At 71.8% G+C, this 13,243-nt stretch carries 11 protein-coding genes; 1 reads left to right on the plus strand and 10 read right to left on the minus strand.

Going from position 1 to position 13,243, the window contains the following annotated elements:
• Positions 1-82 precede the first annotated feature (82 nt).
• From pssA to AC5K6T_RS11145, 9 genes are all read right to left on the minus strand, one after another.
• A complete protein-coding gene (pssA, locus tag AC5K6T_RS11105; protein ID WP_493209290.1) occupies positions 83-898 on the minus strand; it encodes a CDP-diacylglycerol--serine O-phosphatidyltransferase in 816 nt (271 codons plus the stop codon).
• A gap of 22 nt (positions 899-920) precedes the next feature.
• Positions 921-1,577 (minus strand): phosphatidylserine decarboxylase, encoded by a 657-nt coding sequence (locus tag AC5K6T_RS11110; protein WP_493208035.1) that lies wholly within the window; start codon positions 1,575-1,577, stop codon positions 921-923.
• 169 nt (positions 1,578-1,746) lie between these two features.
• The gene (locus AC5K6T_RS11115; RefSeq protein WP_493208037.1) at positions 1,747-2,961 is read right to left on the minus strand and encodes an acyl-CoA dehydrogenase family protein; all 1,215 of its coding nucleotides are present in this window, start codon (positions 2,959-2,961) and stop codon (positions 1,747-1,749) included.
• Positions 2,962-2,963: 2 nt separating this feature from the next.
• Positions 2,964-3,488, minus strand: a complete 525-nt coding sequence (locus tag AC5K6T_RS11120; protein ID WP_493209292.1) for a MaoC family dehydratase — start codon at positions 3,486-3,488, stop codon at positions 2,964-2,966.
• Between the two features lie 103 nt (positions 3,489-3,591).
• A complete protein-coding gene (locus AC5K6T_RS11125; protein WP_493208039.1) occupies positions 3,592-4,566 on the minus strand; it encodes an HpcH/HpaI aldolase/citrate lyase family protein in 975 nt (324 codons plus the stop codon).
• Positions 4,563-6,635, minus strand: coding sequence for a protein meaA (locus AC5K6T_RS11130; RefSeq protein ID WP_493208041.1), 2,073 nt, complete (start codon positions 6,633-6,635; stop codon positions 4,563-4,565). Before AC5K6T_RS11130 ends, AC5K6T_RS11125 begins: the two co-directional genes overlap by 4 nt.
• 18 nt (positions 6,636-6,653) lie before the next feature.
• Positions 6,654-7,991: a crotonyl-CoA carboxylase/reductase gene (ccrA, locus tag AC5K6T_RS11135; protein ID WP_493209293.1), complete on the minus strand. Its 1,338-nt coding sequence runs from the start codon at positions 7,989-7,991 to the stop codon at positions 6,654-6,656.
• A gap of 483 nt (positions 7,992-8,474) precedes the next feature.
• Positions 8,475-9,293 carry a TetR family transcriptional regulator gene (locus tag AC5K6T_RS11140; protein WP_493208042.1) on the minus strand — a complete coding sequence of 273 codons (819 nt, stop codon included), beginning with the start codon at positions 9,291-9,293 and terminating at the stop codon, positions 8,475-8,477.
• A gap of 329 nt (positions 9,294-9,622) precedes the next feature.
• The gene (locus AC5K6T_RS11145) at positions 9,623-11,446 is read right to left on the minus strand and encodes a 3-hydroxyacyl-CoA dehydrogenase family protein (protein WP_493208044.1); all 1,824 of its coding nucleotides are present in this window, start codon (positions 11,444-11,446) and stop codon (positions 9,623-9,625) included.
• Between the two features lie 488 nt (positions 11,447-11,934).
• Here AC5K6T_RS11145 and AC5K6T_RS11150 point away from each other — a divergent pair, with 488 nt between their 5' ends.
• Positions 11,935-12,510 (plus strand): adenylosuccinate lyase, encoded by a 576-nt coding sequence (locus AC5K6T_RS11150; RefSeq protein ID WP_493208046.1) that lies wholly within the window; start codon positions 11,935-11,937, stop codon positions 12,508-12,510.
• Positions 12,511-12,752: 242 nt separating this feature from the next.
• On the opposite strand, the gene AC5K6T_RS11155 is transcribed toward AC5K6T_RS11150, so the two are convergent.
• On the minus strand, positions 12,753-13,154 hold the full coding sequence (locus AC5K6T_RS11155; protein ID WP_493208048.1) for a RidA family protein: 402 nt from the start codon (positions 13,152-13,154) through the stop codon (positions 12,753-12,755).
• Positions 13,155-13,243 lie beyond the last annotated feature (89 nt).

The raw sequence follows: 13,243 nt of genomic DNA on the forward strand, positions 1-13,243 counted from the left end.
CGGCGAGGGCCCGGCCTCCGGGGACACGACGAAGGGCCCGGGCCTGCATCAGGCAGGCGCGGGCCCTTCGCGGGTACCGGGGCTACGGGAGCTGGGCTGCCCGGGCCTCGCGGCGGTTGCCGCGGAAGTTGTTCACCCGGCGGGCCGTGGCGAACAGCGGGATGACCGCGCCCGTGACGAGCTGGAGCGCGCAGCCGGTCTGGAGGAGGATCTCGCCGCTGGGCGCGTCGAACGCCCACGCGGTCAGCAGACCCATGCTGAGCACGATCCAGGACAGCATCGCCACCGCGAGGCGGCCCCGCGGCTTGGGGTACTCGACCCGGCTGACCATCAGCCAGGCGGTGCCGATGATCGCCAGCAGGGTCGCCACGAAGGGCAGCTCCAGCAGCACGATGGAGACCACCGTCAGCGCGCCGAACGGGGACGGCATGCCCTGGAACATGCCGTTCGTCGGCGTCACGCACGAGAACCGCGCCAGGCGCAGCACGACCGCCAGCAGGACCACGATCGCGCCCACCGCGGCCACCCGCTGGTGGGCGTCGTCGGCGACCATGCCGTACACGAGCACGAAGTACGCCGGGGCGAGACCGAAGCTGATCAGGTCCGAGAGGTTGTCCAGCTCCGCGCCCATCGGGGAGGACCGCAGCTTGCGCGCCACCAGGCCGTCGAAGAGGTCGAAGACCGCCGCGCAGAGCATCAGGATGACCGCCGTGGCCGCGCTGTGGCGGGCCATGCCGGACTCCTGGCTTCCGGTGAGGTGCGGGATCAGGATGCCGGTGGTGGTGAAGTACACCGCCATGAACCCGCAGGTGGCGTTACCCAGAGTGAGGGTGTCCGCTATCGACAGGCGGAGCGAGAGCGGCATCTCCTCCTCGTCCGCCTCGTCGGCCTCCGGCACCCACTCGGTCCGGGTCTCCGGGTCAATCACGGTCAATGCGAGTCACCCCCGCCACGGTCTTCTGGCCGACCTCGACCGCGACCTCGACGCCCTCGGGGAGGTAGATGTCGACGCGGCTGCCGAAGCGGATCAGACCGACGCGGTCGCCCTGCTCGACCTTGGTGCCCTCCGGCAGGTACGGGACGATGCGGCGGGCCACCGCACCGGCGATCTGGACCATCTCGATGTCGCCGAGCTCGGTGTCGAAGTGCCAGACGACCCGCTCGTTGTTCTCGCTCTCCTTGTTGAAAGCGGGAACGAAGCCGCCGGGGACGTGCTCGACGGACGTCACCGTGCCCGCCAGGGGAGCGCGGTTGACGTGTACGTTGAGCGGGCTCATGAAGATCGCGACCCGGGTCCGCCCGTCCTTCCACGGCATGATGCTCTGCACCACGCCGTCGGCGGGGGAGATGACCCGGCCCTGGGCGATCTCGCGCTCGGGGTCGCGGAAGAACCACAGCATGCCCGCCGCGAGAGCGGTGGCGGGCACGGCCACGGCCCGGGCGACGCCGGAGCGGCGGGCACGGGCCAGGCTGAGAGCCGCGGTGGCGACGGTCGGGAGAAGCCACGGCGATGCTCCGCGCGCGAGGCGTACGCCGACCTGGCGGTCGCTTGGTGCAGAGGTTTGGCTGTGGGGCATGGATGACCTTCGTAGCGGATGATGCCGCGCATGAGGGGGGACGGCGGCTTTCCGGCGATCGTAGCGGTTAAGCGTCACAACTGGGTAAGCCGGGAAGCCGAGTCGGCGTCCGAAGAGTGCCTACAGGGTGTGATCTTCTTCTCGATGAAAACACCCCGACCCCGGACAATCAGCCCTGGAATCGATACTCTTCGAGCAGTCGGCGCCCAATGATCATTTTCTGGATCTCGGCGGTACCTTCACCGATCAGCAGCATCGGGGCCTCCCGGTAGAGGCGCTCGATCTCGTACTCCTTGGAGAACCCGTAGCCGCCGTGGATCCGGAAGGCGTCCTCCACGACCTCCTTGCAGTACTCGGAGGCGAGGTACTTCGCCATCCCCGCTTCGAGGTCGTTTCGCTCCCCGGAGTCCTTTTTGCGTGCAGCGTTCACCATCATGGCATGCGCGGCCTCGACCTTGGTAGCCATCTCGGCCAGCTTGAACTGGATCGCCTGGTGCTGGGCGATCGGCTTGCCGAAAGTGTGACGCTGCTGGGCGTACCGGACGCCGAGTTCGAAGGCACGCTGTGCGACGCCGCAGCCACGCGCCGCGACGTTGACGCGGCCGACCTCGACGCCGTCCATCATTTGGTAAAAACCTCGCCCGGTGACCCCGCCGAGCACCCGGTCCGCCGGAATGCGCAGGTCGTCCATGATGAGCTCGGTGGTGTCGACGCCCTTGTAGCCCATCTTCTCGATCTTGCCCGGGATGGTCAGGCCGGGCCGCACGTCGCCGAAGCCGGGCTCCTTCTCGACCAGGAAGGTGGTCATCGACTGGTGCGGCCTGGCGGCCGCCTGCTCGGGGGAGTGTCCTTCGTCACTGCGCACCAGAACGGCCACCAGCGAGGAGGTGCCGCCGTTCGTCAGCCACATCTTCTGGCCGTTGAGGACGTACGAGTCGCCGTCCTTGACCGCCTTGGACGTGATGGCCGACACGTCGGAGCCGAGGCCCGGCTCCGACATGGAGAACGCGCCGCGGATGTCGCCGGCCGCCATCCGGGGCAGGAAGTGGTCCTTCTGCTCCTGCGTGCCGTGCTGCTTGAGCATGTACGCCACGATGAAGTGCGTGTTGATGATGCCGGACACCGACATCCAGCCGCGGGCGATCTCCTCCACGCACAGCGCGTAGGTCAGCAGCGACTCGCCCAGGCCCCCGTACTCCTCGGGGATCATCAGACCGAACAGGCCGAGCTCCTTCAGGCCGTCGACGATCGTCTGCGGGTACTCGTCGCGGTGCTCCAGCTCGGTGGCGACCGGGATGATCTCCTTGTCCACGAAGTCGCGGACCGTGGCCAGGATCTCCTGCTGGACGTCGGTCAGACCGGCGGTCTGGGCGAGTCGCGCCATCTCTACTTCTCCGTCTTCTCCGTGGGAGCGTTCAGCTCCGGGCGGCCGGGCTGTTCGCCGCCGCGCTCCTTGATGTACGTCTCGGTGGGCACCATCACCTTGCGGCGGAAGACGCACACGAGGGTGCCGTCCTGCTTGTAGCCCTTGGTCTCGACATGGACGATGCCGCGGTCGTCCTTCGACTTCGACGGCCACTTGTCGAGCACGGTGGTCTCGCCGTAGATCGTGTCGCCGTGGAAGGTCGGCGCCACGTGGCGGAGCGACTCGATCTCCAGGTTGGCGATCGCCTTGCCGGACACGTCCGGCACGGACATGCCCAGCAGCAGCGAGTAGACGTAGTTGCCCACCACGACGTTCCTGCCGAAGTCGGTGGTCTTCTCCGCGTAGTTGCTGTCCATGTGGAGCGGGTGGTGGTTCATGGTGAGGAGGCAGAACAGGTGGTCGTCGTACTCGGTGACCGTCTTGCCCGGCCAGTGCTTGTACGTCGCCCCGACCTCGAACTCCTCGTAGGTGCGCCCGAACTGCATCGCGTTCACGGCCCTTTCTGTCTCGGCTTCTCTCCGGCCGCTTGTCCGGCCGCTGTCCGGCCGCCGGCCGCTGTCCGGCCGCTGTCCGGCGGCGGCCCGGCGGTTACGGGGCGGGGATCTCGAAGGTGCTGGTGCGGCGCATCCCGGCCGCGCGGCCCTTGCCCGCGATGACCAGCGCCATCTTCCGGCTGGCCTCGTCGATCATCTCGTCGCCGAGCATCGCGGAGCCCTTCCTGCCGCCGGCCTCGGACGTGCAGTACTCGTAGGCGTCCAGGATCAGCTCGGCGTGGTCGTAGTCCTCCTGCGACGGCGAGAAGATCTCGTTGGACGCCTCGACCTGGCCCGGGTGCAGCACCCACTTGCCGTCGAAGCCGAGGGCGGCCGCGCGCCCGGCGACCTCGCGGTAGCCGTCGACGTTGCGGATCTGGAGGTAGGGGCCGTCGATCGCCTGGAGGTCGTTGGCGCGGGCGGCCATCAGGATCTTCATCAGGATGTAGTGGTAGGCGTCCGCCGGGTAGCCCGGCGGCTGCTCGCCCACGACCAGGGACTTCATGTTGATCGACGCCATGAAGTCGGCCGGGCCGAAGATGATCGTCTCGGTGCGCGGGCTGGCCTGGGCGATCGCGTTGACGTTGTTGAGGCCCTGCGCGTTCTCGATCTGCGCCTCGATGCCGATGCGGCCGACCTCGAAGCCCATGGTCTTCTCGATCTGCGTCAGCAGCAGGTCGAGCGCCACGATCTGCTGGGCGTCCTGCACCTTCGGCAGCATGATGCAGTCGAGGTTCTGGCCCGCGCCCTCGACGACCGTGACGACGTCCCGGTACGTCCACTCGGTCGTCCAGTCGTTGACGCGCACCACCCTCGTCTTGCCGGTCCAGTCCCCCTCGTTGAGGAACTTGACGATGGTGTGCCGGGCCTCCGGCTTGGCGAGCGGGGCGCAGGCGTCCTCCAGGTCGAGGAAGACCTGGTCGGCGGGGAGCCCCTGGGCCTTCTCCAGGAAGCGCGGGTTCGACCCCGGGACGGCCAGGCAGGAGCGGCGCGGGCGCAGGCGGTTGACCTGGGGGGTGGGCGTGGTCATACGGGGACCTCCTGGGGGTCGAGCTTGTTCGCAGTCCGGATCTCGTCGACGATACGGCCGATGATCCCGGTGATGTCGAAGTCCTTGGGCGTGAAGACCGCGGCCACGCCGGCGGCCTTCAGCTGATCGGCGTCGGCGTTCGGGATGATGCCGCCCGCGACGACCGGGATGTCGGTGGCGCCGGCGTCGCGCAGCCGCTGGAGGACGTCCGGCACCAGCCGCGCGTGCGACCCGGACAGGATCGACAGCCCCACGGCGTGCACGTCCTCCGCCAGAGCGGCGTCCACGATCTGCTCCGGGGTCAGCCGGATGCCCTGGTAGACCACCTCGAACCCGGCGTCGCGGGCCCGGACGGCGATCTGCTCGGCGCCGTTGGAGTGCCCGTCCAGTCCGGGCTTGCCGACCAGGAAGCGCAGCTTGCCGACGCCCAGCTCCCGGGCGGTGGCGTCGACCCTGTCGCGGACCCCGGCCATCGGCGAGCCCGCCTCGGCGGGCACGGCCACCGGCGCCGAGGAGACGCCCGTCGGTGCCCGGAACTCCCCGAAGACCTCCCGCAGGGCGCCCGCCCACTCGCCGGTCGTGACGTCGGCGCGGGCGCACTCCAGGGTGGCCTCCATGAGGTTCTCCGTGCCCGCCGCGGCCTCCTTGAGGCGGTCGAGCGCCTGCCGCACGGTCGGGAAGTGGAAGGGGTCGCCCATGCCCTGACGGTCCGAGGACTCCTGCCGGGTGGTGCGCCACTCCTCGACGGCGTCCACGACACGCGCCTCCACCCGGGCGTCGACCGTCTGCACCGCGGTGTCCAGGTCGGCCGTGAGCGGGTTGGGCTCGCTCGTCTCGAACACGTTGACGCCGACGATCTTCTCCTGCCCGGACTCGATGCGGGCCCGGCGCTCGGCGTGCGAGGCGACCAGCTGCGACTTCAGGTAGCCGGACTCGACGGCGGCCATGGCGCCGCCCATCTCCTGGATCCGCTCGATCTCGGCGAGGGAGTCCTCCACCAGCCGGGTGACCTTGGCCTCGACGACCGTCGAGCCGGCGAAGATGTCGTCGTACTCCAGCAGGTCGCTCTCGTGCGCCAGGACCTGCTGGATGCGCAGGCTCCACTGCTGGTCCCAGGGCCGGGGCAGGCCGAGTGCCTCGTTCCACGCCGGGAGCTGGACGGCCCGTGCCCGGGCGTCCTTGGACAGCGTCACGGCCAGCATCTCCAGGACGATCCGCTGGACGTTGTTCTCCGGCTGCGCCTCGGTCAGACCGAGCGAGTTGACCTGGACGCCGTAGCGGAACCGGCGCTGCTTGGGGTTCTCGATGCCGTACCGCTCGCGCGTGATCCGGTCCCAGATCCGCCCGAACGCCCGCATCTTGCACATCTCCTCGATGAAGCGGACTCCGGCGTTCACGAAGAAGGAGATGCGGGCCACGACGTCCCCGAACCGCTCGGCGGGGACCTGCCCTGCGTCGCGCACGGCATCGAGAACCGCGATCGCGGTGGACATCGCGTACGCGATCTCCTGGACCGGAGTGGCGCCCGCCTCCTGCAGGTGGTAGCTGCAGATGTTGATCGGGTTCCACTTCGGGATGTGGGAGACCGTGTAGGCGATCATGTCCGTCGTCAGCCGGAGTGAGGGCCCCGGCGGGAAGACATGGGTTCCCCGCGACAGGTATTCCTTCACGATGTCGTTCTGGGTCGTGCCCTGGAGCTTGGCGACGTCCGCGCCCTGCTCCTCGGCGACGACCTGGTAGAGCGCCAGCAGCCACATGGCGGTGGCGTTGATCGTCATCGAGGTGTTCATCTGCTCCAGGGGGATGTCCTGGAACAGCCGGCGCATGTCGCCCAGGTGCGCGACCGGCACGCCGACCCGGCCGACCTCGCCGCGGGCGAGGATGTGGTCGGGGTCGTAGCCGGTCTGGGTCGGCAGGTCGAAGGCGACCGACAGACCCGTCTGGCCCTTGGCGAGGTTGCGCCGGTACAGCTCGTTGGAGGCCTCCGCCGTGGAATGGCCTGCGTAGGTCCGCATGAGCCACGGCCGGTCCTTCTCCCGCTGCACCTCGGCGGGCTGGCGCTCAGTCATCTATGACCTCGGGTGTCGTCAGATGTTGCGGAAGCGGTTGATGGCGTCGATGTGCCGGGCGCGCATCTCCTGGTCGCGCACGCCGAGGCCTTCCTCGGGCGCGAGGCAGAGCACGCCGACCTTGCCCTGGTGGGCGTTGCGGTGGACGTCGTGGGCGGCCTGGCCGGTCTCCGCCAGGGAGTAGACCTTCGACAGGGTGGGGTGGATCTTGCCCTTGGCGATGAGGCGGTTGGCCTCCCAGGCCTCGCGGTAGTTGGCGAAGTGCGAGCCGATGATGCGCTTGAGGGACATCCACAGGTAGCGGTTGTCGTACTGGTGCAGGTAGCCCGAGGTCGAGGCGCAGGTGGTGATGGTGCCGCCCTTGCGGGTGACGTACACCGAGGCGCCGAAGGTCTCGCGGCCGGGATGCTCGAAGACGATGTCGATGTCCTCGCCGCCGGTGAGTTCGCGGATGCGCCTGCCGAAGCGCTTCCACTCCCTGGGGTCCTGGGTGTGCTCGTCCTTCCAGAACCGGTAGCCCTCGGCGCTGCGGTCGATGATCGCTTCGGCGCCCATCGAGCGGCAGATGGCCGCCTTCTGCTCGCTGGAGACGACGCAGACCGGGTTCGCGCCGCCGGCCAGGGCGAACTGGGTGGCGTAGGAGCCGAGGCCGCCGCTGGCGCCCCAGATGAGGACGTTGTCGCCCTGCTTCATGCCGGCGCCGTTGCGGGAGACCAGCTGGCGGTAGGCGGTGGAGTTCACCAGGCCCGGCGCGGCGGCCTCCTCCCAGCTGAGGTGGCCCGGCTTGGGCATCAGCTGGTTGGACTTGACCAGGGCGATCTCGGCCAGGCCGCCGAAGTTGGTCTCGAAGCCCCAGATGCGCTGCTCGGGGTCGAGCATGGTGTCGTTGTGGCCGTCGGAGGACTCCAGCTCGACGGAGAGGCAGTGCGCGACGACCTCGTCGCCGGGCTGCCAGGCGTTGACGCCGGGGCCGGTGCGCAGGACCACGCCGGCCAGGTCGGAGCCGATGATGTGGTAAGGCAGGTCGTGCCGCCTGGCCAGGTCGCTGGTGCGGCCGTAGCGCTCCAGGAAGCCGAAGGTGGACAGCGGCTCGAAGATCGAGGTCCACACCGAGTTGTAGTTGACCGAGGAGGCCATCACGGCCACCAGCGCCTCGCCCGGTCCCAGCTCGGGCAGCGGCACCTCGTCCAGGTGCAGCGACTTGCGCGGGTCCTTGTCGCGGGTGGCCTGGCCCGCGAACATCTCCGTCTCGTCCTTGTGGACGGTGACGGCGCGGTACGACTCCGGGAGCGGGATTGCGGCGACGTCGGCGGACGTGGCGTCCGGCGACTGGATCGCGTCGAGGATGTCCTTCACGGTCACGGTGTTGCCTCCGGCGATGCGCACCCTGAGGGAGGGGTGCTGACTGAGCGCCCCGGGGGAGGGACGCCTGAGGGTTCGTCGAGTGCTGCTGGGGGGTGGGTGTTCCGGTGCCGTTGGGCCCGGCGCGGGTGACGCCGGCGGCAGCGCTTGGTGGCGCAGGAGGGTTGCCTGTGACGCAGGCGTCCGGGCGGCGCGAACCGGGTTCTTCCGCCGGGCCTTCGGGACGCCGGGGACGGTCGCGGGGACAGCCTTCGCGCGAGGGATCGATGCGCTCCGGCCGCCCGGACCTCTTCAACGTATGGCACACCGTGTCAGCCCGCAAGGCACTGAGTGCCAGAAGTTGGCCTCAGATGAAATCTTTACGCAACACATGAGCGATGATCGATCGAACGGCCCGGTGCCGGACCCCGGAAACCCCCTCCGACATGCGAAAACGGCCACCCCGAAGGGTGGCCGTCCGGATCCGGGCGCGGAGCCTCAGCGGTCCGCGAGCGCCTCCTCGATGGTCCGCAGGACCTCGTCCAGCGGGGCGTCGGTGCGTGCCACGGCCACCAGGACCTCGCTCCGGCCGGCGGCCGGGACCGACGGCGCCGTACGGGACGCCTCCGTGCTCGTGCGGCCCGCGCCGATGCCGGTGCCGAAGGTCCTGCGCACGATGGCGAAGGCGTGGTCGAGCTGCGCCTCCACGTCGCCCTGCGCGCCCGCCCTGAGCCAGCGCCGCAGCACGTGGTTGTGGGCGGTGACCACCGCGGAGGCGGCGACCTCGGCGAGCAGCGGGTCGTCGTTGGCGTCGTCGTCGTGCGCGTGCTCGTCGAAGTGGCCCAGGAGGTAGCGGGTGAACAGCCGCTCGTAGCGGGCCACCGACGCGATCTCCGCCTCGCGCAGGGTGGGGACCTCGCGGGTCAGCTTGTAGCGGGCGACCGAGATCTCCGGCCGGGCCGCGTACATCCGCATGACCTCCTTGATGCCGCGGCACACGGTGTCCAGGGGGTGCTCGTGGGCGGGCGCGGCGTTCAGCACGGCCTCGGCGCGGATCAGGGTGTCGTCGTGGTCGGGGAAGATCGCCTCTTCCTTGGAGCGGAAGTGGCGGAAGAACGTGCGGCGCGCGACCCCGGCCGCGGCCGCGATCTCGTCGACGGTGGTCGCCTCGTACCCCTTGGTCGCGAACAGCTCCATGGCCGCGGCCGCCAGCTCCCGGCGCATCTTGAGCCGCTGGGCCGCCGCGCGGGACCCCGCGGCACTTTCCGGCGCGTCGGGGGTGGCGGGAGTACGTGAGGACTTGGCGGGCTGGGACATGACCTGAACGTACTGCATGCGTGCAGCCCGGCGCGCAGCCACGGGGGTACCCGCGGCCCAGGCGGACACGGCGGCGGACCCGGCTGCGGACCCGGTGGCGGACCCGGTGGCCGCCGGAGTGGGCCCGCCGGGGCCGTGGCCGGCCGAGGCCCCCCGGCTGCCGGGGGGCCGTTCCTTCGCCGGAGCGCCGGGCCCGTCGGCGGCCCCGGCGGCGTCGGTGGCCCCGGCCGGGGGCTGCGCACCGCGGGGGCCGGGCCCGGCTGGGGGCCGTTGCGGGGGTGTCGTCCCAGAGGTGGGCTGCCCGGAGGGCGGCTGCCGGGAGGGCACCGCTACGGGCGGGCGTACTCGCGGAAGCCGCGGCCGGTCTTGCGGCCGAGGCAGCCGGCCGCCACCAGGTGCTCCAGGAGCGGCGCGGGGGCGAGGCCGGGGTCGCGGAACTCCTGGTGGAGCACCTGCTCGATCGCCAGCGAGACGTCCAGGCCGACGACGTCCAGCAGCTCGAACGGGCCCATCGGGTATCCGCCGCCCAGCTTCATCGCCGCGTCCACCTCGTCGAGGGTCGCGTAGTGGTCCTGGACCATCTTCACGGCGTTGTTCAGGTACGGGAACAGCAGCGCGTTCACGATGAAGCCGGCCCGGTCCCCGCAGTCCACGGCGTGCTTGCCGATCCTCTCGCACACCGCGCGGACCGTCGCGTGCGCGTCGTCGGCGGTCAGCACCGTACGGACCACCTCGACCAGCCTCATCGCGGGCGCCGGGTTGAAGAAGTGCATCCCGATCACGTCCCGCGGGCGCGAGGTGGCGCGGGCACAGGCCACGACCGGCAGCGAGGACGTGGTGGTGGCGAGGACCGCGCCCGGCTTGCAGACCTTGTCCAGCGTCGCGAAGAGCTGCTGCTTGACCTCCAGGTCCTCCGCGACCGCCTCCACCACCAGGTCGGCCTCGGCGAACGCGTCCCAGCTCCCGGCGGGCGTGATCCGCTCCAGGGCCCCCGCGGCCGCCTCCGCGGTCAGCCGGCCCCTGCCGACCGCCCGCGACAGCGACCGGCCGACCCGCGCCTTCGCCGCCTCCGCCTTCTCCAGGCCGCGCCCGGCGAGCACCACGTCGAAGCCCGCCTTGGCGAACACCTCCGCGATCCCGGACGCCATGGTCCCCGAACCGGCGACGCCGACCGAGGAGACCGTACGGCCACCGGCGAGCGCGGCGCCCTCCGGCGGGGTCAGCGCGTCCCGCACCACCGCGGGGCTGCCCGGAGCCTCGTAGGTGTAGAAGCCGCGCCCCGCCTTGCGGCCCGTCAGACCCGCCTCGCTGAGCTGCTTCAGGATCGGCGCCGGGGCGTGCAGCCGGTCGTGCGACTCGGCGTACATGGCCTCCAGCACCCGGCACGCGCAGTCGATGCCGATCAGGTCGAGCAGGGCCAGCGGGCCCATGGGCAGGCCGCAGCCCAGCCGCATCGCCGCGTCGATGTCCTCGCGGGAGGCGTACTTCGCCTCGTACATGGCGGCCGCCTGGTTGAGGTAGCCGAACAGCAGCCCGTCGGCGACGAACCCGGGCCGGTCGCCGACCGCGACCGGCTCCTTGCCCAGCTCGACCGCCAGGTCGGTGACCGCGGCGACCGCCTGCGGGGCGGTGAGCACCGAGGAGACCACCTCCACCAGCCGCATGGCGGGCGCCGGATTGAAGAAGTGCAGGCCCAGCACCCGCTCGGGGCGCTCGGACTCCGCGGCCAGCCGGGTCACCGACAGCGCGTTGGTGCCGGTCGCCAGGATCGTCCCCGGGCGCACGATCCGGTCCAGCTCGCGGAAGATCCGCTGCTTCAGCTCGTACGACTCCGGCACCACCTCGACGACCAGGTCGGCCTCGGCCGCGGCGGCGAGGTCGGTGGTGGTGCGCAGCCGGGAGAGGACCTGCGCGCGCTCCCGCTCCGCGAGCCGCCCGCGCGCCACGGCACGGGCGGTGGCGGACTCCAGGGCGGCGACGCACCGCGCGGCCTGGGCCTCGTCGACGTCGATGCCGACGACCTCGCGGCCGGCCCGGGTGAGCACCTCGGCGATGCCGGTGCCCATCGTGCCGAGGCCGACGACGGCGACGGTCCGCAGCGGGGATCCGGAGGACTGGGGGGACAGAGGGGTGTCGGACAGGGGAGTGGCCATCGCGGGACTCCAGGAAGAGGGTGGTGACGACGGGGAACGCCCCCGGGTGCGCGAGGGGCGCACCGGGCGGCGGAGGGAGCCGCGGGAAGGGTGAGGGCCGGGCCGCAGGCGCACACGCCCGGCGCCGGACCGGCGGGCGCGCACAACGCCCGTCCCGCGGCGGAGACCGGCCGGCCCTGTCCCTGGGCCGGGTCGCACGACGGCGGTACGGCGTACCGCCACACAGCGGTACACGTCCTGCCGGACTGGTCGCGGCCGCCTGCGGCCGACGGCACCTGGGTGCGGTCGACGTCAGGCCGGCAGCTCGCCCGCTGCCCCGAAGACATGGGCGGTGTTCCCGCAGGGCGGCCGCGTCACCAGACCGCCACGAGGGCTGCGCGGGTGGGTGACCCGCTCGTCTGAGCTTAACCGGCGGGTAACGAGCGCGCCAGCCCCCGGACTTTGTGAGGTACGTCCCGTCCCGGGCCGATCCCGCCTACGCTCGGCCCATGGACGAAGAGTTGCGATCGCTCACGGAGCGCTTACGGCGCGAGTCCGGGGCCGTCCCGGCCTTCGCGCACCTGGCGGCGACCGGCGACCCGGACGAGCTCGCCCAGGTGCTCACCGCGCCCGGACAGCCGCTGTGGGCCCGCGAACTGGCCGCCTTTCGGCTGGGCCTGGCCGGGGACCGGCGCGCCTTCGAGACGCTCGTCCTGCTGCTCAACCACCGTGATCCGCAGCGCTGCGCGTCCGCCGCCCACGCCCTGGCCCGGCTCGGGGACCCACGCACCGCCCGCGCGGCCGCCGCCCTCGCCACCAACGAACTGCGCGTCGCCTACGCGCTGCACCCGGTGCGCCTGCTGGTGGTGCTGCGCGCCCCGGAGTCGGTGCCCGCGCTGATCACCGCCCTCGAACGGCGGCTGCGCCCGCACGACCCCTACGGCCGGGTCGCCCTGGCCTGTGTGGAGGGCCTCGGCGCGCTGGGCGACGCGCGGGCCAGGACCGTGCTCACCGAGGCGCTCGCCCATCCGCCGCTGGCCCGGGCCGCGGTGCACGCGCTGAGCCGGATTCCCCGGCAGCGGTGAGGTCCGCCGTGCAGCGCAGCGCCGGCGCCCCGCCCGCCTCGAACGGCTCCCGCGCCCCGTCCGGCCGGAAGCCCGCCCGCCTCGAACGGCTCCCGCGCCCCGTCCGGCCGGAAGCCCGCCCGCCTCGAACGGCTCCCGCGCCCCGTCCGGCCGGAAGCCCGCCCGCCGCCCCCGGATCCCGGCGACCCGGCGGCAGCCGGCGGGTGCCATCTCCCGCACGTGCGGCGCCGGTCCGCGCGGCGTCATCCGGCCACCACCGCGTACGCCTCGATCTCCATCAGGTACTCCGGCCCCACCAGTGCGGCCACCTGCACCGCGGAGGCGGCGGGGAGCCGGTCGTCCGGGATGTGCTCGGCGCGGGCCGCGCGGATCGCGGGCAGGTGCGCCATGTCCGTGACGAAATAGGTGAGTTTGACGACGTCGTCGAAGGTCGCCCCGGCGGAGGCCAGGCACCGCCGGAGGTTCGCGAAGACCTGCCGGGCCTGGGCGGCGGGGTCGCCGGGGCCGACCAGGGCGCCGTCCGCGTCGAGCGGCAGCTGGCCGGAGACGGCCACGAACCGGCCGGTGCCGGTGACCACATGGGTGTAGGCCGCCGCGGGCGCGACGCCGTCGGGGGCGGGGATCCGGATGATCGACTCACTCATGGCCCCATGGGACCACGGCGTCGTCCCCGCCCGCCCCCGGTTCCGGAGCCCGGCCCCGGCCGGTGCCCCGTCGGCGCCCCGGCGGGCGG

This window comes from Streptomyces sp. B8-7 (assembly GCF_058833805.1).